This is a genomic window from Rhizobium sp. RAF36 (genome assembly GCF_052114105.1).
In the GTDB taxonomy this organism is placed as follows: domain Bacteria; phylum Pseudomonadota; class Alphaproteobacteria; order Rhizobiales; family Rhizobiaceae; genus Rhizobium.
The window spans coordinates 916,698-942,419 of sequence record NZ_JBFREC010000002.1; the positions used below are offsets into that span (position 1 = coordinate 916,698).

At 61.6% G+C, this 25,722-nt stretch carries 16 protein-coding genes; 10 read left to right on the forward strand and 6 right to left on the reverse strand.

Going from position 1 to position 25,722, the window contains the following annotated elements; translation table 11 throughout:
* Positions 1–35 precede the first annotated feature (35 nt).
* Positions 36–917, forward strand: coding sequence for a L,D-transpeptidase (locus AB4Z25_RS10455; RefSeq protein ID WP_112517323.1), 882 nt, complete (start codon positions 36–38; stop codon positions 915–917).
* A gap of 180 nt (positions 918–1,097) precedes the next feature.
* Positions 1,098–1,814, forward strand: coding sequence for a L,D-transpeptidase (locus AB4Z25_RS10460; RefSeq protein WP_112386362.1), 717 nt, complete (start codon positions 1,098–1,100; stop codon positions 1,812–1,814).
* Positions 1,815–2,106: 292 nt separating this feature from the next.
* Here AB4Z25_RS10460 and AB4Z25_RS10465 read toward each other — a convergent pair whose 3' ends face one another.
* Together AB4Z25_RS10465 and AB4Z25_RS10470 are read right to left on the reverse strand one after the other, a co-directional pair.
* Positions 2,107–3,135, reverse strand: coding sequence for a cell wall hydrolase (locus AB4Z25_RS10465; RefSeq protein ID WP_442208003.1), 1,029 nt, complete (start codon positions 3,133–3,135; stop codon positions 2,107–2,109).
* 120 nt (positions 3,136–3,255) lie between these two features.
* Positions 3,256–4,221, reverse strand: coding sequence for a LysR family transcriptional regulator (locus AB4Z25_RS10470; RefSeq protein WP_112537230.1), 966 nt, complete (start codon positions 4,219–4,221; stop codon positions 3,256–3,258).
* Positions 4,222–4,335: 114 nt separating this feature from the next.
* On the opposite strand from AB4Z25_RS10470, the gene AB4Z25_RS10475 reads away from it, so the two are divergent.
* Positions 4,336–5,739: an MFS transporter gene (locus tag AB4Z25_RS10475; RefSeq protein WP_112537231.1), complete on the forward strand. Its 1,404-nt coding sequence runs from the start codon at positions 4,336–4,338 to the stop codon at positions 5,737–5,739.
* Positions 5,740–5,773: 34 nt separating this feature from the next.
* Here AB4Z25_RS10475 and AB4Z25_RS10480 read toward each other — a convergent pair whose 3' ends face one another.
* The 3 genes from AB4Z25_RS10480 to AB4Z25_RS10490 are packed head-to-tail and all read right to left on the reverse strand — an operon-like array spanning position 5,774 to position 6,884.
* Positions 5,774–6,073: a HigA family addiction module antitoxin gene (locus AB4Z25_RS10480; RefSeq protein WP_112517320.1), complete on the reverse strand. Its 300-nt coding sequence runs from the start codon at positions 6,071–6,073 to the stop codon at positions 5,774–5,776.
* Positions 6,074–6,087: 14 nt separating this feature from the next.
* The gene (locus AB4Z25_RS10485; RefSeq protein ID WP_112517319.1) at positions 6,088–6,369 is read right to left on the reverse strand and encodes a type II toxin-antitoxin system RelE/ParE family toxin; all 282 of its coding nucleotides are present in this window, start codon (positions 6,367–6,369) and stop codon (positions 6,088–6,090) included.
* A gap of 47 nt (positions 6,370–6,416) precedes the next feature.
* Positions 6,417–6,884, reverse strand: a complete 468-nt coding sequence (locus AB4Z25_RS10490; protein ID WP_112537232.1) for a MarR family transcriptional regulator — start codon at positions 6,882–6,884, stop codon at positions 6,417–6,419.
* Positions 6,885–7,008: 124 nt separating this feature from the next.
* Between AB4Z25_RS10490 and AB4Z25_RS10495 the strand changes: the two genes are divergently transcribed.
* The 3 genes from AB4Z25_RS10495 (at position 7,009) to AB4Z25_RS10505 (ending at position 8,699) form a co-directional block, all read left to right on the forward strand.
* Complete coding sequence (locus tag AB4Z25_RS10495; protein ID WP_112537233.1) at positions 7,009–7,431, forward strand: organic hydroperoxide resistance protein; 423 nt, start codon at positions 7,009–7,011, stop codon at positions 7,429–7,431.
* Between the two features lie 172 nt (positions 7,432–7,603).
* Positions 7,604–7,987: an MbcA/ParS/Xre antitoxin family protein gene (locus AB4Z25_RS10500; RefSeq protein ID WP_112537234.1), complete on the forward strand. Its 384-nt coding sequence runs from the start codon at positions 7,604–7,606 to the stop codon at positions 7,985–7,987.
* Positions 7,947–8,699 carry an RES family NAD+ phosphorylase gene (locus tag AB4Z25_RS10505; protein WP_112537235.1) on the forward strand — a complete coding sequence of 251 codons (753 nt, stop codon included), beginning with the start codon at positions 7,947–7,949 and terminating at the stop codon, positions 8,697–8,699. Before AB4Z25_RS10500 ends, AB4Z25_RS10505 begins: the two co-directional genes overlap by 41 nt.
* Here the strand turns inward: AB4Z25_RS10505 and AB4Z25_RS10510 are convergent, their stop codons facing one another.
* The gene (locus AB4Z25_RS10510; protein WP_112537236.1) at positions 8,700–9,146 is read right to left on the reverse strand and encodes a MarR family winged helix-turn-helix transcriptional regulator; all 447 of its coding nucleotides are present in this window, start codon (positions 9,144–9,146) and stop codon (positions 8,700–8,702) included. It lies immediately after the preceding gene.
* A 92-nt stretch (positions 9,147–9,238) separates the two neighbouring features.
* On the opposite strand from AB4Z25_RS10510, the gene AB4Z25_RS10515 reads away from it, so the two are divergent.
* The 4 genes from AB4Z25_RS10515 (at position 9,239) to AB4Z25_RS10530 (ending at position 25,695) form a co-directional block, all read left to right on the forward strand.
* Positions 9,239–9,964, forward strand: coding sequence for a DUF899 domain-containing protein (locus tag AB4Z25_RS10515; RefSeq protein WP_112537361.1), 726 nt, complete (start codon positions 9,239–9,241; stop codon positions 9,962–9,964).
* Between the two features lie 33 nt (positions 9,965–9,997).
* A complete protein-coding gene (locus tag AB4Z25_RS10520; RefSeq protein ID WP_442208004.1) occupies positions 9,998–10,468 on the forward strand; it encodes a DUF1579 domain-containing protein in 471 nt (156 codons plus the stop codon).
* 63 nt (positions 10,469–10,531) lie between these two features.
* Entirely contained in the window at positions 10,532–11,317 is a 786-nt protein-coding gene (locus AB4Z25_RS10525; protein ID WP_112537238.1) for a VOC family protein, read from the forward strand.
* Between the two features lie 299 nt (positions 11,318–11,616).
* Complete coding sequence (locus AB4Z25_RS10530; RefSeq protein WP_112537239.1) at positions 11,617–25,695, forward strand: DUF5801 repeats-in-toxin domain-containing protein; 14,079 nt, start codon at positions 11,617–11,619, stop codon at positions 25,693–25,695.
* Positions 25,696–25,722 lie beyond the last annotated feature (27 nt).

Genomic DNA, 25,722 nt, shown 5'->3' on the forward strand with positions numbered 1-25,722 from the left:
TATGTTTCTCTGCCGATTTCGATAAGGGTGGATTTATGGAATTCTTGCGCCGGGTGCTCCCTCTTGCCGGACTTGCTGTTGCTGCCATGTCTCTTGCCGGCTGCAACGTGCTGATCCCCGATACCGGCGCAACCGATCCTGCACGTTTCGTCCAGGAGACCGCGCCGGTCTTCTATCAGCCGGGCACCAATCCCAATCGCGTCCGCCCGATCGATGCGCCCGTGCCGCAGAGACCCGGCGTTCCGGCGACGATCTACAATCAGAGCTACGGCATTCCAGGCCGGACCTTGGGCGCGACCGATCCGGGCGTCACCTACGGCATCCCAAGTGCTGCATCCAGCCGGACCTACGGCCTGCCGGTCAGCAATCCGGTCAGCGTCGCGATGTATGCCGAAAAGCAGGATGGCGATTTCCGGCTGCCGGCCATTCCCGTCAGCCGCGTCAGCTCCGAGTACCTGCGCCAGGAAGTCGATTATCCGAGCAACGAAAAGCCCGGGACGATCGTCGTCGATACCCGGACCAAGCATCTCTATCTCATCGAGCCCAATGGCAAGGCCATGCGCTACGGCGTCGGTCTCGGCCGCGAGGGCTATGCCTGGTCGGGCCGTGGCGTGATCCAGTGGAAGCAGAAATGGCCGCGCTGGACGCCGCCCGATGAAATGGTTCAGCGCCAGCCCGACGTGCGCTCCTTCTCCGCCGAGAACGGCGGCATGAACCCCGGCCTCGGCAATCCGCTCGGCGCCCGCGCCATGTATATCTTCCATGATGGCAAGGATACGCTCTACCGTATCCACGGCACGCCCGAATGGCAGTCGATCGGCAAGGCCACCTCGTCGGGCTGCGTGCGCATGCTGAACCAGGATGTCGTCGATCTCTACGACCGGGTTTCCGCCAAGGCTGAGATCGTTGTGATGTAGCAGCGCAACAGCGCCACCGATATCGTGCGCTCACTGCTGGACAAGACTTCGTGAAGCTATGGTTTATTTAGCTGGGGCCGATAGATTTCTGAGAGACGTTCATCGCGTCGAATGAATCAAACGGGGACCGGCCTGCCGTTACGGGCCGGTTCCGCGTCAGAAGGAAGTCCCTCCCAGGCCATGAGCTTCGAAAACCCCATTTCCCGCCGCAGCTTTCTGTCTTTCTCGGCATTGACCGCGGCCTCCGCGCTTGCCGGCTGCGCATCCACATCCAGCGCCCCGGGCGTTCAGCCCGTAGCCTTCCGCGTTCCCAGGCTCTTCCAGACGACGCCGGCTCCCACCGATGCCGAACTGGAAGTCATGTATGGCCCGATCGAAGATGGTGGCTTCCTGATCCCGCCGGTGCCCTACAAGCAGATCGATCCGCGCTTCTATCGCCAGCAGGTCATCGACCCCACCGGCCAGGCGCCGGGTACGATCGTCGTCGATACGCCCTCGCGCTTCCTCTATGTCGTCCAGCCGGGCGGCACGGCAATGCGCTATGGCGTCGGTATCGGCCGCGAGGGCTTTGCCTGGTCCGGCAACGGCGTCATCCAGTGGAAGCAGAAATGGCCGCGCTGGAAGCCACCGAATGAAATGGTCGCCCGCCAGCCGGAGCTCACCAAATATTCGATCGCCAATGGCGGCATGGAGCCGGGCCTCAAGAACCCGCTCGGCGCCCGCGCGCTCTACATCTTCTCGAATGGCGAAGATTCGCTCTACCGCCTGCACGGCAATCCCGACTGGCGCTCGATCGGCAAGGCCGTATCCTCCGGCTGCGTCCGCCTGCTCAACCAGGACATCATCGACCTCTACGACCGCGTTCCCCAGAAGAGCCCGATCGTCGTCTGGCAGTAGGCCAAACGGTCGAAGCGCAAGCGCAAAGCTGGCGCGATAGACTTTAAAAGGCACCCCACAAGGGTGCCTTTTTCTTTCGGCCCACCCACATCTCCCTCATTCCCGTGCTTGTCACAGGAATCCAGCCACCGCGCGTCCGCGCGGTGAATGATCGCCGTTTCCCATTGAGAGTCTCCCGCGCCCCAGGACTGGGCGCACTGGATTCCTGTGACGGGCACAGGCATGAGGGTGGCCTGATGACGCCGCGCCTACAAAAAAGCTCCCAAAACGGGAGCTTTTTCAATCGTTCACCTCAACCACCCGAACGTAACGGCCCGAGATTGAGCGACGCGCTGTTATATGCCGGGCGCGGCGTCGGCAGGACGACGCGGGTTGGCGGGGTCAGTACATCGGCGGCGGGCTGCAGCGATGGTGGCTGCAGGGTCTGGGGCGCCGGCTGTGCCTGGAATTGCATCTGCATCTGCGATGCCTGCGGCAGCGAACCTGTGGAGGCGGGCTGGACGGCCAGGGCGGGTGCGGCCTCGCCGGGCATTGCGGCCGGAACCGGACCGGTTTCCGGCAGCAGGATTTCGAACGGCGCCGGCGAATCCGGATCAGCGGAGGCAACCTGCGTATAGGCGACCTGTGTCGAAGATGGCTGCGGCGCGCCGACGGCGGGGGCTGCAGGGGCAGGCTGCGCTGCAGCCGTGTACTGCTCAACGCCGGCGAACTGGACGGCGCCGGAGCGCTGGTCGTTCGCGACGTAATTCATCGCCACTTCATAGGATGGCATCGGGGCGGGCGTCTGCAATTCGCCGTCGCGGCCGCGCTTCTCGTAGAAGACGTTGCCGCCGGCAGCTGTCACGTAGTGCATGTTGCCGTAGGGGAATTTCAGGCCTTCGGTGTGGAAGAACATCGCTTCCTTGACGCCCGGATGGCGCGCGCCGCGCAGGATGTCGTCGGCGGCAGCATCGAGCTGCGGTTCGGCAACCGGCTCGACCGTTCGGGTCAGGACGCCGGGTGCGAACTGCTTCTTCTGTCCGACGACACCGCAGATGGAATCGGAATAGGCCTGCGAGGTCAGCCGGTTCATGACGACCGTGCCGACAGCGAGATAGCCGTTGCGATCCGAATGTTCGGATTCGAAATACATTGCGCGCTTCAGGCACTCGCGGTCTTTCGCGGTGTAATTATAGGTGACCTTGCCTGGAGTGGCGGCAACGGTCTTCGCCTTTGGCGTCGCTTTGGCATCGAGCGCATCCGGCTCGTTGGCCGTGCTGCAACCCGTGACGGCCAGTCCTGCGATGAAAATCGCGGAGATGGTTTTGCCCCTCAACGGCAGTGCCTCCCAGTTTTTTCGGTCCAGCCCCAAATCACTCGGCGAGACTTTGTACCTCACGTTACCGATTATGCCAAACACATTTCGTGAACGGCCATTTAACCCAGCTTGGCAAAGAAGTGGTTAAGCCGCTGCTTTCGAGATGCTCATCGTGCATCCGGATGCCTCAAGCGCTGCCGATGCGACCTCGATGAACAGTTTGCGCAACCACACGGCGCGCCCGTCCGCCTGGTCGACGCGGCGATAGAGCATGGTCACGGGATCGGCCGGCAGGTCGAACGGAAGGCGCGAGATCGACAGCCCATGCAGCTGCGCCATGCAGCGGGCAATCGCCTCGGGAACGGTGGCAATCGCCGGCATCGCCTTCAGTGCGGTCGGCAGTGCGGAGAAGCGCGGCACGCTGGCGGCAATCGTCCGCTTCTCGCCGATCCGCGTCAGGGCGAGATCAAGATTGGTGGCCGTATCGCCGCTTTCGTAGGAGATGACGATATGCGGATTGCCGGTGAAATCGGCGAGCCCGAGCGGCGCCTTCAGGCGCAGCTGTAGCGGGTCATAGATCGACATCGAGCATTGTTCGAAAAGCGGTTCACGGACATGCCAGGAGGCGGGCTCGTCGTGGACGGCAACGCTGAAGTCGAAAGCGCCGTCATCGAGCAGCCGGGTGGCCTCGCGCTTTTCGGATGCGACGCCGATCAGTTTTGCATTCGGCGCCAGCTGCCGCAGGCGCGCGGCTAGCGGTCCGAAGAAGGCGGTCTCGAGATTGTCGCACATGCTGATGCGGAATTCGCCTTCGTAAAGCGCCGGGTCGAAGGCATCAGGTGGGCGGATGGCCTTTTCGATGCAGGTCAGCGCCTCCTCGACGGCAGGCGCGATGGCAAGTGCGCGCGGCGTCGGCTGCAAACCGCGCCCGACGCGCACGAAAAGCTCATCGCCGAGCGCCTCGCGCAGCCGCTTCAACGCTGCCGAGAGACCCGGCTGCCCGAGCAGCAGCCGCTCGGCAGCGCGGCTGACATTGCGCTCCTGCATCAGCACCGAGAAGGCGAGGAGCAGGTTCAGGTCGATCTTTCGAAGGGTCGTATCATTTATCATCGTCAGTAATACCTGGCATTGGTACTATCAATTTGCAATAGGATCAGGACGTGTACATTTTCTCGTTCCCTGCCGCTTTCTCCCAAACCGCGGCAGCCGAAAGGAACGATTTCGATGACACTCTCCCAATCCAGAAGCGGGGCAGGGCTGGCATTGCTGCTGCTCTGTGCCGCGAATTTTCTCGATGCCATGGACGTCTCGACCATCGGCGTCGCGCTTCCCGCCATCCAGGCTGAACTCGGAATGCCCGCCACCTCGCTGCAATGGGCCGTTAGCGCCTATGTGCTCGGCTATGGCGGCTTCCTGCTGCTCGGCGGGCGCGTTGCCGATGTCTTCGGTCACCGCCGCGTCTTCCTGTGGTCGCTTGCCGTCTTCGCGGCCGCCAGCATTGCCGGCGGCTTCGTGGATAGCGGTCCGACCCTGATCGCCGCCCGCCTGATCAAGGGCATCGCCGCCGCCTTCACCGCGCCCGCAGCCCTTGCGCTGCTGCTCTCCGTCTTCGGCGAGGGCGCGGCGCGCGCCAAGGCGCTCGGCGTCTTCGCCTCGACGGGGGCAACAGGCTTCGTGCTCGGCATGGTGCTTGGCGGTGCCGCCACCATCATCAGCTGGCGGGCGACGCTGGTCATGGGCGCGCCTGTCGCCATCCTCGCCCTGATCGCCGCGCCCTATGTTCTGCCGCGTGACGTCAAGCTCGGCGGCAAGCGTCCGTCCTTCGACTGGGCTGGAGCACTGACCATCACCCCCGGCCTGCTGCTCTTCGTCTTCGGCATCACCAATGCTGCTGCCGAGGGCTGGAACGCCCTGCCGACCTGGGGTTCCCTGTTGGCCGCGGTGCTTTTGATCGGCCTCTTCCTGGTGGTCGAATCCCGGCATCATGATCCGATGGTGCCGCTCGGGATCTTCCGCAAGACGAAGCTCAGCCACGCCAACCTGCTGGCGGCGCTGTTCCAGGGCGTCTATGTCGGCTTCCAGTTCATCGCCACGCTCTATTATCAGGATGAACTCGGCTGGTCGGCTCTCGTCACGGGCTTCTGCTTCGCCTTCGGTGGCGTCTGCGTCATGTTCCTCGCACCGCGCTTCGCAACCATCGCCCAGAACCGCGGCACGACGGGCCTGATGACGCTGGGTGTCGCGCTGCAGGCATCGAGCTATATCTTCTGGGTGCTGGCCGCCGGCCATGTCAATCCGGTGCTGCTCGTCGCGCTGTCGCAGATTCCGCTCGGCGTCGGCTATGCCATGACCTATCCGTCGGTACAGGTCGCGGCTCTCTCTGATGTCGAGGAAGACAAGTCGGGCCTTGCCTCCGGCCTGCTCTTCGCCGCCTTCCAGATCGGCGGCGGCATCGTTCTCGCGGCCGCCTCCGCAATCTTCAGCGCCGCCCCATCGATGGGCTACGACGCCTACACCGCAGGCGTCAGCTTCGTCGCCATCCTCTCGGTGCTGGTGGTCCTTTTCGCAGCACTCGGCCCGCGCGGTTCCCGCGCTCCGGTCCCGGCCGCCTATCAGGCCGCCGAGTAAAGCACTCCGGCCCGCGCTATTGGCGCGGGTCTCCCTATGCTGCCGATCTGACCGGATCGATCGCCTGCAGCTCGCGTGTCAGGCTCTCGCTGGACGAGACGAGATCGAAGGTCACCTGCATGTTCATGAACCACTTCGGATCGACATTCAGATATTTGCCAAGCCGTAACGCCATCGGCGCCGTGATGTTGAGGCCGCCGTGGCAGACCCGATTGAGCTGACTGCGCGCAATGCCGGTCGCCTTGGCGGCGGCATAAACACTGATGCCCATAGGCTCCAGGAATTCTTCCTTGAGCACGATCCCCGGGTGGGGAAGAGGAATTTCTCTCGCCATGTCAGGGTTCCTTTCTAGTGATAGTCCGTAAATTCGACATTCAGTGCATCGCCATCAGCCCACTCGAAGCAGATGCGCCACTGATCATTCACTCGGATCGAATATTGGCCTTGCCGATTTCCAGTTAGCGCTTCCAGCCGGTTGCCAGGCGGTACCCTGAGGTCGTCAAGTCTTGTCACCGTATCGATCAGGAATAGCTTTCGGACAGCACGAGACGCCACATCCGCGGGTATGCGCCTCGGGCGCTTCCCTCTGTAAAGAGCTTCGGTGTCGCTATCCTTGAAGCTTGTGATCATCAAATAGAACGTACTATCATATAGTACGTCTATCAAGTCCCGGGGCGTTAATCCGCTTCGTTCAGATTCGACCGCAGACCCTGGAGCAGGGTGCGGATCTCCGCCATCTCCTCAAGCGTGCAGCCTATCGCCTGGCCGATCGAGCCCATGATCGTGTCGACCTCGCCGCGCATCGCATCGCCTTTCGGCGTCAGCGACACTAGGACCTGGCGCTCGTCGCGCAAATCGCGGATGCGCTTGATCAGGCCGTTCTGCTCCAGGCGTTTCAGCAGTGGCGAGAGTGTGCCGGAATCGAGGTCGAGCTTCTCGCCGATCGTCTTCACCGGCAGTTCGGCCTTGTCCCACAGCACCAGCATCACGAGATATTGCGGATAGGTCAGGCCCACCTTGTCGAGGATCGGCTTGTAAGCGCGGGTAAAGGCATGCGCCGTCGAATAGACCGCGAAACAGAGCTGCCGTTCCAGCTTCTTTTCCTCTGCCGGTATTTTCATTGTCTCTGCCGTCCGCGCTGTCATGATCCTGTTCCTTCGAGGCGCGATTGTCCTCTTTTCAGATTCCGAATGCAATTTGCAAAATTCACTTGCGTACAATTTAATTGCGCATTATATAAATCGCAACCCCAACGCAAAGGAGACTGACATGCCTATTCTCTACACGACCCAAGCATCCGCCACCGGTGGCCGCGCAGGCCGCGCCGTTTCCGATAACGGCGTTCTCGACGTCACCCTGACCGTTCCGAAGGAACTGGGCGGCGACGGCGCAACCGGCACCAATCCCGAGCAGCTCTTCGCAGCCGGCTACTCGGCCTGCTTCCTGGGTGCCCTGAAATTTGTCGCAGGCCAGCAGAAGGTCAAGATTCCTGAAGATACGACTGTATCCGCCAAGGTCGGCATCGGCCCGCGCGAAGACGGCGGCGGCTTCGGCATCGAAGTGGCCCTGACGGTCAACATCCCGGGCCTCGACAAGGCTGAAGCCGAAAAGCTCGCCGCCGCTGCCCATATCGTTTGCCCCTATAGCCACGCGATGCGCACCTCGACCGAAGTTCCGGTCACGGTTGCCTGATTGACCTTCCCCGAGGGGAGAAGGGAAGCCTGAGGAACGCCTCCACGTGTTCCCTCATCCCTGTGACAGGCACAGGGATGAGGGCAGAGAGTTGGTTTGCCTCCCTGTGCGCAAACCACATCTTTTCAGATGAAATAAAATCGCTATATTCTTTCTAAGGAAAGGATATCCGATGCCCGTATCGTCGCCCGCTCAAGCGCGCTCCACCCAGGAAGCCGCCGTCATCACCAAGGCCGCGGTCAACGCCGCAGATCGCCTCGGCATCAGCGCCCGCACGCTGTCCGCCGTTCTCGGTGTCTCGGAAGCCACCGTGTCGCGCATGAAACGGCAGGATCACCAGCTGGATCGCAGCAGCAAATCCTTCGAGCTCGCCATTCTTCTCGTTCGCCTGTTCCGCTCGCTCGACGCCATCGCCGGCGGCGATGAGGCGGTTGCCAGGCAGTGGCTGCGCAATGCCAACACGGCGCTCGGCGCCGCCCCGCTCGAAAAGATCGTCAGCATTTCAGGTTTGATCGATGTCCTTGCCTATCTGGACGCCCGCCGCGCTGTCGTCTGAACTGCGCGCCGTCTCCGGCCGTTTCTGGCGGCTGGTGGAGGCGCAGCACCAGATCTCGACGCTGAAACTCGTCGATACGCTGGAGGAGCAGGCGATTCTCGAAAATCTGCTCGAAGAAAGCAAGCCGGCATTGCCGCCGGAATGCGTGGGGCTGGATTATCTGCTGGCGACACCGTTCCGATACGGCGCCGTCTATCCGCATGGCTCGCGCTTCCGGCGGGCAGGGAGGACGTTGGGCGTGTTCTATGCCTCGGAGAAGGTGGAGACGGCGCTATCGGAAATGGCCTTCTACCGGCTGCTGTTCTATGCGGATTCGCCCGCCACGCCGCTCCCCGCGAATGCCGCCGAATACACCGCCTTTGCAGCGCCGGTCGCGACATCCGCAGCGCTCGACCTGACGCTCCCGCCGCTCGATCGCGACCGGGCGATATGGATCGACCCTTTGAACTACGAAGCATGCCAGGCGCTTGCCGAGGCCGCCCGCGCGGCGGATACGGAGGCCATCCTCTATGAATCCGTCCGCGATCCGCGCCATGGCCGCAATCTGGCGCTTTTGACCGCCAAGGCCTTCAGCGCCCGCGAACCCGCCGAACGGCAGACATGGCGCATCCGGCTGTCGGCATCTGGTGTCCAGGCACTGTGTGAATTTCCGAAGCAGCGCATCGGCTTTGCACGCGCCGATTTCGGCGGCGATCCGCGTATCGGAAACTGATCAGCAAAGTGCCAGCAGCATGCTGCGCAGCCCGTCGCCATTGGCATCAGGCAGCTTGTCTTCCAGTGCGGCATGGGTGCTCTGCCAGATCGGCACGGCAGCGGCCAGTACGGATTTCCCCTCGGCCGTGAGGCTGAGCAGCCGCGAGCGCTTGTCTTTGGCGCCGGGCGTTACATTTACCCATCCACGGCGCTGCAGTGGCTTCAGCGCGGCCGTCAGCGTCGTCTGGTCCATGGCGAGCAGGTTGGCGACCGGCCCCATCGGCGGCGGCTCCGGCCGGTTGAGCGACATCATCAGCGAGAACTGCCCGTTGGTGAGCCCGACAGGACGAAGCGCGTCGTCGAACAGCCGCGCCAAGGCCCGGGCCGCCCGCTGCACATGCAGGCAGAGGCAGGTGTCGCGCACGAGCAGCGTCGTGGAATAGGGAATCTCGACCGGATTTGACATGGCCAAATTCTATTGATATCAATGTATTTAGTCAAGCAAAGCAGAACGAAATGCCGGTCCTTGCCGGCCGCGCCGGAGGAGGGCGTGCGATCATGCAGAATGCTGTCGTTTCCCGCGAAGAATGGCTTGAAACCCGCCGCGCGTTTCTGGCCAAGGAAAAGGCCCATACCCGCCAGCGCGACGCGCTGCGCGCCGAGCGCCAGGCGCTCCCCTGGGTAAAGGTCGATAAAAACTACGTCTTCGACACGCCGGATGGCAAAAAGTCGCTCGCCGACCTCTTCGAAGGCCGCAGCCAGCTGATGATCTATCATTTCATGATGGGGCCGGAATGGGAGGCAGGCTGCCCGGGCTGCTCTTTCCTGTCCGATCATATCGACGGCACGCTGCCGCATCTCAACAATCACGACGTCACCTGGGTAGCGGTCTCGCGCGCACCGGTCGAAAAGATCGAGGCTTACAAGAAGCGCATGGGCTGGAAATTCCCCTGGGTCTCTTCCGCCGGGAATGATTTCAACTTCGACTACCACGTCTCGTTCACGCCCGAGGATCTGAAGAAGGACAAGGTCTTCTACAATTTCACCGAGATGAAGCCTGAGGACGCCAATGACGAACTGCCGGGCATGAGCGCCTTCTACAAGAACGAGAAGGGCGAGATCTTCCATACGTACTCGAACTATGCCCGCGGTGGCGAAGAGGTTCTGGGCACGCTGATGATCCTCGACTACGCGCCGAAGGGCCGCAACGAGGACAGCACCATGAGCTTCGTCAAGCGTCACGACGAATATGAGGATGCCAAGACGCAATCCTGCTGTCACTGAGATCTGCAAACATCAGCCGAGGGAGGAAGGATGATGGAACCTTCAAAAGCGCTCGAGGAGCACCGTTTCCTGGAAAAACTCGTCGGCACCTGGAATGTCACGTCCGACGACATGAAAGAAAGCGGGCAATGGACCGAGGTCGTCCGCTCGCTTCACGGCGCCTGGTTCGTGGCCGAAGGAAACGGCCAGATGCCTGATGGCAGTGGCGCCGCAACGACGGTGCTGACCCTCGGCTATTCGCCTTCGAAGGGCAAATATGTCGGCACCTGGATCGGCTCGATGATGGACCATATGTGGGTCTATGCGGGCGAAGTCTCGCCCGATGGCAAGGTGCTCAGCCTCTATACGCGCGGCCCCGATTGCACGGGCGGCGGCGGCGAGCAGGATTACCGCGAACAGATCGCCTTCATCGACGCCGACCACCGCACCTTCGCCTCCGCGGCGAAACAGGCCGACGGCAGCTGGAAGCAACTCATGGAAGCGCGCTACGCACGCAAGCCGTGATCGCGGCGTCCCATCGGGGCGCCAGACGGAAATGACATCCGACACTCTTGAAAGGGAAAGATCATGGCTTCGAATACGCATGGCAAGTTCATCTGGTGCGAGCTGATGACGCCCGATACCGCCGCCGCCGCGAAGTTCTACGGCTCGGTCACCGGCTGGACGACCAAGGAAATGCCCATGGGAGACATGGGTGTCTATACGATCTTCGAGGCCAACGGCCGCGGCGTCGGCGGCATGATGACCTTTCCGGCAGAGCTCGAGGGGCAGGGCATCCCGCCCAACTGGACGGGTTATGTCGCCGTCGATGACGTCGATCAGTCCGCCCGCGACTTTGCCGCCAATGGCGGCAGCGTCCGCCGCCCGCCCGAGGATATCCCGACCGTCGGCCGCTTCGCCGTCGTCGCCGATCCGAGCGGCGCCGTGCTCTGCATCATGACGCCGCTGCCGATGGAAAACGACGATGGCTGGGAGCCGGAAATGGGGACGCCCGGCCATGTCGGCTGGCACGAGCTGATGTCCGGCGACTGGCAGCAGGCCTTCGATTTCTATGAAAAGATCTTCGGCTGGACCAAGGACCATGACTTCGACATGGGCGAGATGGGTACCTACCGCATCTTCGCCGAGCACGGAAAACAGACCGGCGGCATGATGACCAAGCCTGCCGACGTGCCGATGACGTACTGGGCCTATTACTTCAACGTGCCGGAGATCGACAGCGCCGTCGAGCGGGTAAACGCAGGCGGCGGCAAGATCGTCTTCGGTCCGATGGAGGTTCCGGGCGGCAGCTGGGTGGTCAACGGCATCGATCCGCAGGGCGCATTTTTCTGCCTTGCGGCGCCCCGGCGCTGACCTCCGAAAACGGGGTGTCCGGCAGCCCCTGACAGCCCCGAATCGCGCCCTTCAAGGTTAACGGCGGCCCCTGAAAAACCGGGCCGCCGTTAACCGTTTTGGGGTCGAAAACCCCTTGCTACTTCCTTAATTTTATTCAAATTTTAGCGTTCTCACCCCAAAAGGCCGTTCCAAGGTTAACCGTCCCTGAACATTTTTGGGTGGAAGCATAATCGGCTATATCTTGGTGGTTAAGGAAGTATTGCAATTAGACCTCCCGCGTAATTGATTGCACCTCAATTGTTCATTGGGGTAAAGTCATGTCTATCGAAGATCTGCGTAATTCGAACGTCGACGGCGAGCACGCTTCTCACGAGATGATCTCGGACGTTCACGAAATTGCAGGACGCGAAGAGGCCAAACTTCCTGAGGTCGAGCGTGTCGAGCTTGCCCAGGCGCAGAGCTCGCAGACGACAGATCAGACACCGGCCGGCGAACAGTCGCCGAAGACCGACCGCGTCGAAGCCGCCCCGCCGGCTCCGCAGGCTGCCGCCAACCCGAATGAAGTTGTTCCGGATCAGAACAACGTCGCCCACCTCGCGGCCAACGTATCGCTCGACGACATCCGCATCGAGGGTGCCAATCTGGTACTGGTCCAGCCCGACGGCACCGAGATCGTCATCATCAACGGCGCCGCCCACGTCCCGACCTTCCTGATCGGCGAAGTCGAACTGCCGCGCGACACCGTCATCGCTGCGCTGAACGACAGCCACATCAACGTTGCCGCCGGCCCTGACGGCGGCGACAGCGCCTCGGCCGCAGCACCGAGCTCCGGCGCGGAATTCCAGGATACCCTCCAGCCCGGCGACGACACGCCGACCGAACTGGCGGCATTGCTGGCTGATACGCAGCAGCCAGATGGTACGCCTAATGGCGACGAGGAGCTGTTCGATGACCAGCCGACCATCACCTTCACCGACACGCTGGTGCTGACGGAGAGTTCTGACGGCGAAGGCAACTTCGAAAAGAATACGCTCGAGGGCCATTTCGGCTTCCTCTCGGGCGCTGACCTTGGCGTCGTCACTGCCATCAACTACACCGGTGGTACCGATGTCGATGAAGAAGGCGGCAGCGCTGGCACGCCGCTCAGCGGCCTGACCTCGGATGGCCACGCCGTAACTGTGACCGTCAACGGCCTGACCATCACCGGCACGATAATCGTCGGCGAAGGCGAAAACGCCCATACGGTGACTGTCTTCGAACTCAAAGTCACCGACATCTCGACCGGTGCGTTCACCTTCACCCAATACGGCCCGCTCGACCATCCGGACCTCAACCAGTCCGGCGCCAGCGATGCGCTGCGCCTGAACTTCACCTACACCGTCACCGACAAGGATGGCGACGCCGTCACCGGCAATGCGTCGATCGACATTCGTGACGACGGCCCGTCGATCAACCTGGGTGGTGCGAGCGATGACCGTACGATCAGCGAACACGACCTTCTGGATGGCAAGGTTGCTACCGGCAATGTCGGCCTCGGCGTTCAGTGGGGTGCGGACAACGGCGCTCATCGCGACCTGACCTTTGATGCCAAGAACGCACCTGGCGGCCTGACATCGCATGGCCTCGCCATCCAGTACGAAATCTCTGCAGATGGCCACACGCTGACCGGCTACACGGTCGGCGAAGGCGAGGGTGCGGTACGCACCGATGTCTTCGTTGTCACGCTGGACCCGACCTCGGCTCATGGTTCCTACACCTTCCAGCTGCTGACGAGCATCGATCATCCCCATACCCAGGCACCCGCCGGCGGTGAAGGTGAACCGGTTCTGCTCGCAGTCGATCTTCAGGATTCGCAGATCGATCTTTCCTTCGCCGTCACTGCAAAGGACGCCGATGGAGACACGGTGCCGACCAGCTTCACTGTAACCGTCAATGACGATGTGCCGACCGTCAGTCTGGCGTCGACCGAAACGACTGTCGTGACCGATGAAAGCGTCGGCAGGCAGGCAGATGACGCAGGTCTGGTCCGGTCCCTGCAGCTGGCTCAGCTCTTCAGCGGCATCCACGATGTCGGACACGACCCGCAGACCCTCGGCCTGCCGGTCGCGTTCGCTCAGAGCGCGTCGGCCGTGGTCACCCCGACCATCTCGTTCGGCGGTGATGGTGCCGCAGTCTCCGGTTCGGTTGTCTATTCGCTCTCCGTTCAGGATGGTGCGGATTCAGGCTTGAAGACCACTGATGGTCATGAAATCTACCTCTTCAACGAGAATGGCTTCGTCGTCGGCCGCTACGATGCGAGCGGCGGTGAAGTCACGAATACCGGTAACGATCCGGCCGCCTTCGCCCTGACGATTGGCGAGGACGGCAAGGTCAGCGTCGTTCAGTATGTTTCCTTACACAACGACGTCGCCGGCGACGCCAACGACACCGTTTCGATCGCTGCCGGCACGGTTTCCGCCGTTGTCACCGTCAAGGACGGTGACAACGACACTGCGACGGCAAGCACAGATATTTCCGGACAGATCAGCTTCCGCGATGACGGCCCGGCAATCATTGTTCATTCCAACAACGATTTCCGCGTGACGGCCGACGAATCCGCCGGTCTTCAGGCCGATGATCAGGCAGCACTCTCGGTCTTTAACGCAGTCTGGAACAAAGGTAATGATCCGGATCGTGCCGGCAGTGACCCGCTCGTCTATGCGCAGTCCAAATCCGTTGCACTGAACGCAATCACCTATTTCGGCGTTGACGGTCAGGCGGCCGCTGCTGCCAAGGTCTATTCGCTCTCGGCAACCGATGGCACGGATTCCGGCCTGACGACCACCGCCGGCAAGCACATTTTCCTCTTTGTCGAAGACGGTATCGTCGTCGGCCGCGTCGGTGACAGTGCCAATTCGGCCAAGCTCGGCCAGGCGGCTTTCGCCGTCGCCATCGACGCCGACAGCGGCAAGGTTTCGACGGTCGAATACCTGTCGTTGCATCACGACAATAGCAGCAATGCGAACGACTCTGTTTCTGTCGCCGCCGGCAAGATCGGCGCAGTTCTAACGATCACCGACGGTGACGGCGACAAGGCAAGCGGTTCGGTGGATATTTCTTCCGACATCCGGTTCCGCGACGATGCGCCGACCGTTTCCGTTTCCGTCAGCGGTTCCGTGACCGCCGACGAGACGCCGTTCCTGCAGAATGACGACGTGTTTGCGAATGCCGGCATCCGTCAGGTCTTCGCCGGCGTGCACGACAAGGGCAGCGATCCGGATACGTTCGGTCTGCCGGTCGCATTTGCCCAGAGTGACGCTGCCGTCATCACGCCGACCATCGATTTTGGCGCCGACGGCAAGGCCAACAGCGGATCGGTGATCTACGCGCTGACGATTGCCGCCAACCACACCGCATCGGGCCTCTTCACCACCGAAGGGCGCGAAATCTTCCTGTTCAAGGAAGGCGATCTCATCGTTGGCCGCTATGACGTCAATGGCGGCACTGTCACGAATACCGGTCACGATCCTGCAGCCTTTGCGATTTCGATTGGCAATGACGGCAAGGTCAGTGTCGTCCAGTACGTTTCGCTGCAGAACCCGGATACGCTGAACGCCGACGATCAGGTCGCGATCAAGAATGGTGCTGTTTCCGCTACCGTTACCGTCAAGGACGGCGATGGCGACACCGCGACTGCCAGCGCCGACATTTCCCAGCAGATCCGCTTCCAGGACGACGGTCCGACGATTGTCGTCGCCGGCCGCAACCCCTTCTTCGGTGTCACTGCTGACGAGACGTCCGGTACGCAGTCCGACGATCAGAACTCCTCCTCGGTCTTCGCAGGCGTTGCAAACACTGGTGATGACGCCGATCGCGCCGGCAGCGCTCCGCTGGCCTACGCACAGTCCCAGTTTGGCGCGATCAGCGACGTGACGGCCTTTGGAACCGATGGTGCTGCCAAGATTGGCGCGAAGGCCTACTCGCTGACGGTCGTCAACGGCACGGATTCCGGCCTGACGACCACCGAAGGCAAGCATATCTACCTCTTCATGGAAGGCGGCATCGTCGTCGGCCGTATCGGTGATACGGCGGAAGCCGCCGCCGGTGGCAAGGCTGCTATCGCGGTTGCCATCGATGCCGCCACTGGCAAGGTCTCGACCGTCGAATATCTCTCACTGCATCACGGCGACGCCGGTAGCCTCAACGAGGCGGTCGCCGTTGCTGATGGTTCGATCCGTGCCGTACTGACTGTCACCGACGGTGACGGCGACAAGGCCAGCGCCTCGGCCGATATCTCTTCCGGCATCCAGTTCCGCGATGACGGTCCGGTCGTCTCGCTCGCCTCCTCTGGCGTGACCGTTGTCACCGACGAAAGCATCGGCGCACAGGCTGACGATGCCGGCTTCCTTAAGTCGCTTCAGCTCGCTGGTCTCTTCAGCGGCATCCACGATGCCGGCAACGACCCGCAGACCCTTGGCATTCCGGTTGCCTTCGCACAGAGCGCATCTGCCGTCGTGACCCCGTCGATCAATTTCGGTGCTGACGGTGCTGCGGTATCGGGCTCCGTCGTCTACTCGCTCTCGGTCGCCGACGGTACGGATTCCGGCCTGAAGACCACCGATGGCCACAAGATCTATCTCTTCAACGAAAACGGCTTCATCGTCGGCCGATACGATGTTCAAGATGGTGCTGTTTCCAGCGACGTAGTAGCGCACGACCCGGCAGCCTTCGCATTGTCGATCGGCCAGGACGGCAAGCTCAGCGTTGTCCAGTACGTTTCGCTGCACAATGACAATCCGCTGGATGCGAACGATCAGGTCGCTATCAAGGCCGGCGCGATAACGGCAGTCGTCACCGCCAAGGACGGCGATGGCGATACGGTTTCGGCAGGTACCGACATCTCGCAGCAAATCCGCTTCCAGGACGATGGCCCGAGCGTCTCGGTTACTCGTACGCCGTTCGTATTCGGCGTTACGGCCGACGAGACGGCAGGCAAGCAGATCCTCAGCGACGATACCAACCCGCTCGCAGTCTTCAGCGCCGTCGCCAATGTCGGCCATGACAGCGACAATGGCGGTGCACCGCTTGCCTACGCCCAGTCCGCAGTTGGTGCACTCGTTGACAGCACCAATTTCGGTGTCGACGGCGCAGCCACGGCTGGCGCGAAGGTTTACTCGCTCGCCATCGTCAACGGTGCCGATTCCGGTCTGATGACCACCGACGGCCAGCACATCTATCTCTACATGGAAGGCGGCATTGCCGTCGGCCGTGTCGGCGGTGCCGAAGGCCAGGCGGCCATCGCAATCGCCATCGACCCGGCGAACGGCAAGGTATCGACGGTCGAGTACCTGTCGCTGAACCATGGCAACACCAGCAATCCGAACGATGCTGTTTCGATTGCCGAAGGCACGGTCCGTGCGGTCTTGACCGTCACCGATGGCGACGGCGACAAGGCCTCTGACTCGGCGGACATTTCGTCCGGTATCCGTTTCCTCGACGATGGTCCGTCAGTCGATCTGTCGGTCACCGGCGTCAAGGTCATCGCTGACGAGAGCACCGGTCTTCAGCAGAACGACACCTCCGCGCTTTCCGTCTTCAGCGGCGTCTCGAATATCGGCCACGATGCCGACAACGCCGGCGCTCCGCTAGCCTATGCTCAGAGCGCGTCGGCCGTCGTTTCCTCGTCGATCGCCTTTGGCGCAGACGGCGCCGGCAGCGTCGCCTACTCGCTTTCGCTCAGCAGCAGCGGCGTCAACAGCGGCCTGATGACCACCGAAGGCAAGAAGATTTTCCTCTTCTCGGAAAATGGCATTGTCGTCGGCCGCGTTGGTGACACCGTCAACGCTGCCAAGAGTGGCGCCGCGGCCTTTGCGATTGCCATCGACGGCCAGAACGGCAAGCTTTCCACCGTAGAATACCTGTCGATCAAGCATTCCGACACCACGACCGGCAATGACCTCGCGTCCATCACCAATGCTGCGATCCGCGCCGTCGTGACCGTCACCGATGGTGACGGCGACAAGGCTACCGACAGCGTCAGCATCGGCAGCCAGATCCAGTTCCAGGACGATGGCCCGGTTCTCAACAAGGTCTCCGGTGCGTCGCTTGCCGAAGACGACCTGGCAAACGGCAATTCTCCTGACGCAAGCCACCTCTCGGTCAAGGGCGATCTCGATATTTCCCTCGGCGCGGACGGCGGCAAGATTTCGCTTTCTGCAGCCAATGCTTCCTGGAACGGCGACGACAAGATCCTGACGGCAGGCGATGGATCGTGGAAGATCGCCCTGAACGGCGACGGCACCTACACCTTCACGCTGCTGCACAATACCACGCACAGCGCGTCGGGTGCCGACGATCTGAACATCAAGATCACCTACACGGCGATCGATGGCGACAACGACAAGCTGACCGGCGACTTCACAGTCACGATCAAGGATGACGTGCCGACCGCAAGCTGGTCCGGCACCAGCGTCGTTACCGAAAATGGTACGGCCGATGGCGTGTTCATCACCCAGTCGGCGACGGGCACGCTGGTCTTCACGCAGGGTGCAGACGGCGCCAAGATCACCGATCTGGCATTCCGCACGGCGATCGACATGACGCCGAACGGCCAGGACGGCGAAGGCTACCCGGCTCTGACGTCGCATGGTGTTGCGCTCCATTACGCAACTGCTGTTGTCGGCGGCCAGATCGTCCTGACAGCCTACACGACGGATGTTGGCCATCCAGTCTTCACATTCTCGGCAAACCAGGCAACGGGCGCCTATACCTTCACCCAGTTCGCCTCGATCGATCATCCCGATGCAGCCCGCACCGGTGTATCCGATGCTCTGCGTCTGGTCTTCGACTTCGCCGCAACCGATGGCGACGGCGACAAGACGGCCTGGAACACCGGTACCGTGCAGGTCGACATCCGCGACGATGCGCCGGTTGCTCTCGACGTCGACCGCTACATCACCGTCAAGGAAAGCAGCATTCACGGCGCCACGCCGGATACGCAGTCCAAGAGCTTCTCGATCGACTACGGTGCCGACGGCGCTGGCAAGACCAGCTTCACCGGCCGCGTTCATCTCGATATCGGCGCTGGCGATGCCGGCAATGTCGACTTCACGCTCAGCGGCCCGGGCGCAACATATCTGTCGTCGCTGACCTCGCATGGCGCCAAGATCACCTTCCAGCTGTCTGCAGATGGCACAAAGATTGTCGGCTATGTTGGAGACATCAGCCATACCGTCATCGAGCTTGCCGCGAACGGCACGACGGTCACCGCGAAGCTGCTTGGCCCGGTCGACCACGTCGCGCTTGCCAACGGCTCCGCGATCGATCAGCTGCGCGTCGACGCCCAGGTCGCCTTCCGTGACGGCGACGGCGACACCACGACCAGCATCGTCCGCGTCGAAATCAACGACGACAAGCCGACGATCGTGTCTGCTGCGGACACCGGCCATCTTTCGGAAACCGGCCTGCCGCGCGTCTCGAGCGACTTCGGTTCGCTGCATGTCAATATCGGCGCTGACAACAAGGGAACGCATGTCGAGATCGGTCGCGACTCTCTCGGGCATCCGATCATCAATGCCGGCCTGACCTCTGATGGCGTCGCTCTGGACTACCTCGTCCGCACGACAAATGGCGTCGATCAGGAAATCGTGGCCTTCAAGCATGGCGAGAGCGCCGACACGCCGGTCTTCATCGTCGCTGTGCTCCATGATGGCAGCTTCGCGACCACCCTGTTCCAGAACCTCGACCATCCGGCAGGCGACAGCCCGCTGGTCCTCAACCTCGTCGCCCGCGTCTTCGACGGCGACGGCGACTATGTCGACCAGCCTTTCTCGGTAAGCGTTGCCGACGACGTGCCTGTGATCACCGGCTCGCTGCAGCCTGCAAACCTGCTCGCCAACGGCAATTTCGCCGGCGGCACCTGGGCTCACCCGGAATCCTGGGGTGCGTGGGCGACGGAATCCACCGGCTGGAAGATCGAAGGTACCGTTCCTGGCCAGCAGGGCGTCCAGCTTGAGCGTGTTGTCGATAACTATCTCGGCATGCATGCGACAGGCGGCTCGCCGATGGTCGATCTCGGCGCTTCGCCGGGCAACATCCAGATCTCGCAGAATATCACCGGCCTGACCTCCGGCGATACCTACAAGCTGACCTTCGAAGCCGGCTCGCCGGATGCAGGTTCGTCCAAGCTTGAAGTCTACTGGAATGGCACGCTCGTCGGCACGGTCCAGCCGACCGGCTCGATGGTCGGCCAGACGCTGAACCTGACGGCTGCCGGCGGCACCAACACGCTGACGTTCAGGGAAGTGGGCAACGGCAACGACAATACCGGCACGTATCTCGCCAATGTCAGCCTGACCCATGGCACTGATGTTCCGGTCTTCCACGCCACGACTGGCGAAGACAGCGGTGTTGTTTCCTTCCATCTTGCGCAGGGGACGGACTTCTCCTTCGGCAACGACGAGAAGGGCACTGTAAGCTTCGATACGGATCATGTGACGATCGCCACGCCGAACGGTACGACGATCAACCTGCCTTCCAGCGCCTATCACTATGACGCTGCGACCGGCATCTTCACGATCAATCCGGGCTGGGGCTTCAACGGCCTCAGCGAAGGCGAAGTCGCAACGCTGACGGTACCGTTCAAGGTCACCGACGGCGACGGCGACAGCAAGTCAGCGGTCTATCAGGTAACGATCACCGGCTCGAACGATGCTGTCTCGACCTCGGTCGGCTTCCCGGATACCGGTACGATCACCGAGTATCAGGAGAACGACGCGCGTGCCGGCTCTACCGCCGACCGTACGGAATTTGACGCACCTGCTGGCCATGCCGGCTATAACGGCGGCGGCTTCTGGATCTACGACGATCAGGGTGACAAGCACACGGTCAGCGTCCAGGCCCAGGGTGGCAACTATCTTGGCACTCTGACCGCCTCCGTCAGCGAAGAAACCATCAATGACGGCAATGGCTTCGTGACCTGGAATTACCACGTCACCGATGCGGCTCTGAACCCGCTTGCGGCTGGCGAAACCAAGATCGAAACCTTCCGCGTCACCGTCGATGACGGCCATGGATCGTCCACGTATCGCGATATCACCGTCACGCTCGTCGGCACCAACGACTCGCCCGTCATCAACCTTACTGCCTCGGATGTCACCGCCGACGTCTTCGAAAAGGGTAATCTCGACGCCATCGGCGCCGACCAGGCTGCAAACGGCCGCTTCGAGCCCACCGTCAATATCGACAGCTTCCTGGCAAGCAAGCTTGTCAGCGGCGTCGATATGCACGACCTGCTGGCGCAGGTGCAGCAGCAGATCGGTCCGAAGGCTAGCGTCGCCGACGCGATTGCCACGGTCTGGGATTATGTCGATGACAACGGCGGCTACTATAACAATGTGCTGAACGAAATGTCGGCACGCCTCGGCGTCGAATATGCCAAGTACCTCGAAGCTGGCGGCAAGCCGCTGCTCGACGTCATCGCCAAGTACGCGGCCGATGGTGGTGATGCCGGCACTGTTGCGGATCGCCTGCAGTCTCTGCATGACAATCTGCTCGGCAACCTCGACGGCCCGTCGTTGATCGACAAGCTACTCGGTGCAGGCCAGGGTTCCAACTCTAACCCGGTTCCGGCCGTCTATCAGGCAATCCTCGATCTGCTGCACGACAACGGCCTCGACGCCTTGCTGAGCCGCCCGATCTACGGTGGCTATGAAGGCACGGCGAACAACGCCCTCGCTTGGGATCAGGCGCACGGCCTGGTGCCGGTTGCCGGCGGGCAGCTCGTCGCGACGGACGTCGATCACGGCGCCCAGCTGACCTGGTCGATTGCTGGTCCGAGCACCTACGGTACGATCTCGATCGATCCGGCGACCGGCAAGTGGGTCTATGCCCTCAATGACGGCCTTGCTGCCACGCAGGGGCTGAACGAAGGCGAAACGGTCCAGCAGACCTTCACCGCAACGGTAACGGACGAGCATGGCGCCACGGATACGCAGCAGATCACGCTGACGATCCACGGCTCCAATGACGCTCCGGTTATCTCGCTGGAGAACGGCGATACGAACTTCGTGGGCCTGACGGAAGGCAATGCCGGTCTTTCTGCCAACGGCACGCTGAGCGTCTCCGACGTTGACAACAATGATGTCGTCACTGTCTCGGTTTCCGGTGTCTCGGCAACGGGCTCGGGCATCGAGAGCCACTTCACCGCAGATCAGCTGAAGGGCTTCTTCAGCGTCGATAGCGGCGCGGTCATCAGCGGTGGCGCACATTCCGGCGACATCCACTGGAACTTCAACTCCGGCACCGAAGCATTCGACTTCCTGCCGAAGGGCTGGGAATCGATCATCAGCTATACGGTGCAGGTCACCGATAGCCATGGCGGCACCGCGACCCAGGTCGTGCAGGTCAAGCTGACCGGCACGAACGACGCCCCCGTGATCACCAGCGGTCCGGCAACGGCCTCTGTGACGGAAGCAGGCGATATCGCGGATATTTTCGAAGCCGGTAATGGCGGTGGCCTCAGCTCGCACATCGCACTCTCGAGCGCGGCCGCGGCAGCTATCACCCTGGTCACCACCGCGCCGACGGCTGCAAACTTCAATGCAGCGCTGAATGCGATCGGCCATGATCTTCCCGGCGGCGACGCTCTCGCAAACCGGGCAGCGGCGATCACCGTTCTCTGGGACGCGATGGATGACCGCTATACGTCGGCAGGCGCAAACCAGGTCAACATCAACCAGGCCTTTACTCAGCTTGGTCTGGCTTACGTTCAGTATCTGAAGGACGGCGGTGCGCCTCTGACGGATATCGTCGCCAAGTACACGGCGGACGGTGCTGATGCGGACACGCTGCCCGATCGCCTGCAGTCCCTGCATGACAACCTGCTCGGCAATCTGACGACCTACGCGCTGACCCAGCGCTACGGAACCGATCAGGCGCTGTTCGACCACTACAAGGCGCTTGTAACCCAGGCCGACCCGGACCTTCTCGATCGTCCGTACTACGAAGGCCGTAACGACAGCACCAACGACGGCACTTGGGATCAGCAGCACGGCTACATCTCGGCGGCGCATGGTCAACTCGTTGCAACCGATGTGGACTTGAACCACACGCTGACATGGTCGATCGGCGGCCCGAACACCTACGGCACGATGTCGATCGATGCTGCCACCGGTAAGTGGGTCTATACGCTGAACGACAAATTGGCGGCAACGCAGGGTCTTGGCGCCGGCGAAAGTGTCGATCAGACCTTTACTGCGACGGTCACGGACGAATATGGCGCGACTGCCACGCAGACCGTGACGGTTACCGTCCACGGATCGAATGACGCTCCGGTCGTCACGGCCGCGCTGATGACGGCGAACTATGTCGAGCCGAACGGTTCGAACATCGGCAAGCTCGACGGGTACAAGATCTTCTCGTCTGCAAACGGCTTTGCGATCTCCGACGCCGACGTCCACAATGCGGGCTACAAGTCGGTCACCGTTACCGCGGACGAGGGCGATCGCCTGTTCATCCGGCAGTCGGATCAGGGCGGCCTCAAGCTCAACAACGGTGAGATCATCATCACCCAGAGCGAGAAGTCGACCAACACGCTGGTTATCACTGCGGCCGACGGCCACATGATGACGGAAGCCGAGGTGAAGGCTATCCTGCAAAAGATCATCTTCCACACGGATGAGCATACCGGAGCCAGCGAGACGCATCACATTGCCATCGTTGTCGAGGATGCCGATGGCGGGCTTAGCGCTCCGCTCGGCATGACCGTCAATGTCACCGGCACCAACGATGCGCCGACTGCCTACAACAACTTCTCGGTGACGACGACCGAAGACCATGCCTTCGCCTTTACGCCGCAAAGCGTGGGCGACACGAAGATCACATTCGAGAACCTCGATGACGACAGCAGCGTAAACGGCGGCACGCCGGGCCAGCTGACGATCGCGTCGAACCATGGTGTGGTCACAGTCAATCTGACCCAGTATCCTGATCTCAAGGTTCTGTCGGTTGACGGCGTCGCCGTTGCCGATGGTGGCCATGGCTCCTACACCGGCCACTCGATCGTGGTCGAAGGCGCTGCGGGCAAGAACGGTCCGATCGACGCCTTGACGGACTCGGATCACGGCACCGGCATCACATTCAATCCGGACGCCAACTTCAACGGCGCGGCCACGATCACCCTGTCTTACAACGACATGGGCGATGACGGCCTGCCGGCGAGCGCCCCGGCTGTCCAGACCGTGACCGTCAACGTCACCCCGGTCAACGACGCGCCGCATCTGACCCTCGGCCAGACGACGGGCTTCACGATCAACGAAGACACCCCGCTCTACTTCGCCGAAACCGGCGCCAAGAACTGGGTTGCTTCCGATCCGGATCAGGGCGATGGCGTGACACAGACGGTCACGTTGACGCTCCATGTCGAGGCAGGTGGCAAGTTTGCGGCGTCCTCTGACGGTTTGAGCGGCGGCTTCAACATCGTGACCTCGGACAACGGCCACACGATCTCGATCACGACGACCGCTGACTCGAACGGCTCCCGTGACGCTTATGCGCTCCTGAACACACTCTTGCGCGGTGATAACCACAGCGCCGGCAATCTCAACGGCATCGCATTCACGCCGGATCAGGACTTCAACGGTCCGGTCAGCGTCCATTACACGCTCGACGATCATGGCAATTTCGGTGGTACGGCGCTGACGGACAGCGGTGATTTCACGATCACCGTCAACCCGGTCAACGACGCTCCGGCCATCGATCTGGACACGACAACGGCTGGCAATGATGCAGCCCGTACCGCGGTCGAGCAGTTGCCGCAGTGGATCTTCGATAAGGCCAGCCTGAAGGATGTCGACAGCTCGACGCTTGCGTCGCTCACGGTGAAGTTCACGACTTCGCCTGACGGTGCAAACGACACGCTGTCGCTGAACACCACGGCACAGAATGCGGCCAACACCGCGCATCTGAATGTCGCATTTGTAAACGGCACGCTTTCGATCACGGGCACTGCAGCGACGTCGGTCTACGAAACGATCCTGAAGGGTGTCGTTTACGAGAACACCAGCGACAACCCGAGCGCTGCGGACCGCGTCGTCCAGGTCGTTGCCAACGACGGCCAGGCAGACAGCGTTGCGCATACCACGAGCGTCCATATCATCCCGATCAATGACGCTCCGGTATTGACCGGTGATCTCGCGGCATCGGTCGAGAAGGGCCATAGCTATACGCTGACGACAGCTGACGTGTTCTTCACGGATCCGGACAACACCTCGGTGGCGTTCCAGGTCTCGAACCAGGTGAGCGGCCTGATCAAGGTTGGTGGCGTGTCGTCGCTGTCCTTCACATCAGAGCAGCTCCAGGCTGGTCTCGTCACCTTCGTCCACGACAACTCGGCTGGGAACACTGCTCAGTTCGACGTCAAGGTCGAGGATGGCAATCAGGACGGCTCGGTACCGGTCGCGAAGACGTTCCATCTGGATGTGACGGTCCCGAATGCTCCACCTGTCGCCCATGATCTCACGATCGTTACCGACGCTGCAAACGGCGCGAAGCTACCAATCCCCGTGCAGGCGCTTCTCTGGAATCAGCATGATCCGGAAGGAAAAGATCTGTCGTTCAGCATTTCTAACCAGGCGCATGTGAAATACACATCTGGTGACGATCACATCACCTATACTGTCCAGCAATCTGGAAATGCGTTCCATTTTGGCATCAGCGATGGGGAGAATGCTCCAGTTGACGTGGGGGCAACGGTAGCTCGCGGCAATCTGGCGGGCGGCAATTCCGATGACTTCTTGATCGGCTACGTACCCGGTTCGCATCAGATTTTGGGCGGCCTGGGCAACGATGTAATCGTTGGCGGAAGCGGCGCCAATACGCTATTCGGCGATGGTGTTTACGAGAGCTCAAAGGACGGCAACGATCTGCTTATTGGTGGAGATGGAGCTTCGAATGCACTCTATGGCGGCGGCGGCAATGATATGCTGATTGGTGGCACAGGTGGCACCAACGACCTCTATGGAGGGTCAGGCAATGATCTGCTCTATGGCGGTGCTGGCAGCCATAACACGCTGACGGGTGGCGACGGACACGACACGTTCTTCATCGATGCCTCGGCTTTGAGCAAGATCGATCCGGTCGACATCATTACCGACTACAAAGCGACGGGTGACAGCAGCGACAAGCTCGATGTTTCCAGCTTGCTCGATGCGCTGATCTCGCAGCAGCCGGGGATGTCGGACGCTGATGCGCTCTCGAAGCTGAGCGTCTCCACTGTCGGCAACACTACGACCTTGTCGATCACGGCGAGCCCGGCAGATACCCACGCGGTTGCTACTCTGCAGAACGTTGATGTTAATCAGGTGATTAAGATCCTGTTCCACGATCAAGATCATACGGTCAATCACCCCCAAGCGTGATTGATATCACATAGATCAAAAGCCGCC

Coding starts and splice junctions, on each gene's coding strand:
- AB4Z25_RS10460 (WP_112386362.1), top strand. CDS start 1,098: ATGAGCTTCGAAAACCCCATTTCCCGCCGCAGCTTTCTGTCTTTCTCG.
- AB4Z25_RS10480 (WP_112517320.1), bottom strand. CDS start 6,073: ATGGCGAGAGAAATTCCTCTTCCCCACCCGGGGATCGTGCTCAAGGAA.
- AB4Z25_RS10515 (WP_112537361.1), top strand. CDS start 9,239: ATGCAGAATGCTGTCGTTTCCCGCGAAGAATGGCTTGAAACCCGCCGC.
- AB4Z25_RS10525 (WP_112537238.1), top strand. CDS start 10,532: ATGGCTTCGAATACGCATGGCAAGTTCATCTGGTGCGAGCTGATGACG.
- AB4Z25_RS10530 (WP_112537239.1), top strand. CDS start 11,617: ATGTCTATCGAAGATCTGCGTAATTCGAACGTCGACGGCGAGCACGCT.
- AB4Z25_RS10485 (WP_112517319.1), bottom strand. CDS start 6,369: ATGATCACAAGCTTCAAGGATAGCGACACCGAAGCTCTTTACAGAGGG.
- AB4Z25_RS10510 (WP_112537236.1), bottom strand. CDS start 9,146: ATGTCAAATCCGGTCGAGATTCCCTATTCCACGACGCTGCTCGTGCGC.
- AB4Z25_RS10475 (WP_112537231.1), top strand. CDS start 4,336: ATGACACTCTCCCAATCCAGAAGCGGGGCAGGGCTGGCATTGCTGCTG.
- AB4Z25_RS10470 (WP_112537230.1), bottom strand. CDS start 4,221: ATGATAAATGATACGACCCTTCGAAAGATCGACCTGAACCTGCTCCTC.
- AB4Z25_RS10495 (WP_112537233.1), top strand. CDS start 7,009: ATGCCTATTCTCTACACGACCCAAGCATCCGCCACCGGTGGCCGCGCA.
- AB4Z25_RS10505 (WP_112537235.1), top strand. CDS start 7,947: ATGTCCTTGCCTATCTGGACGCCCGCCGCGCTGTCGTCTGAACTGCGC.
- AB4Z25_RS10455 (WP_112517323.1), top strand. CDS start 36: ATGGAATTCTTGCGCCGGGTGCTCCCTCTTGCCGGACTTGCTGTTGCT.
- AB4Z25_RS10490 (WP_112537232.1), bottom strand. CDS start 6,884: ATGACAGCGCGGACGGCAGAGACAATGAAAATACCGGCAGAGGAAAAG.
- AB4Z25_RS10500 (WP_112537234.1), top strand. CDS start 7,604: ATGCCCGTATCGTCGCCCGCTCAAGCGCGCTCCACCCAGGAAGCCGCC.
- AB4Z25_RS10520 (WP_442208004.1), top strand. CDS start 9,998: ATGGAACCTTCAAAAGCGCTCGAGGAGCACCGTTTCCTGGAAAAACTC.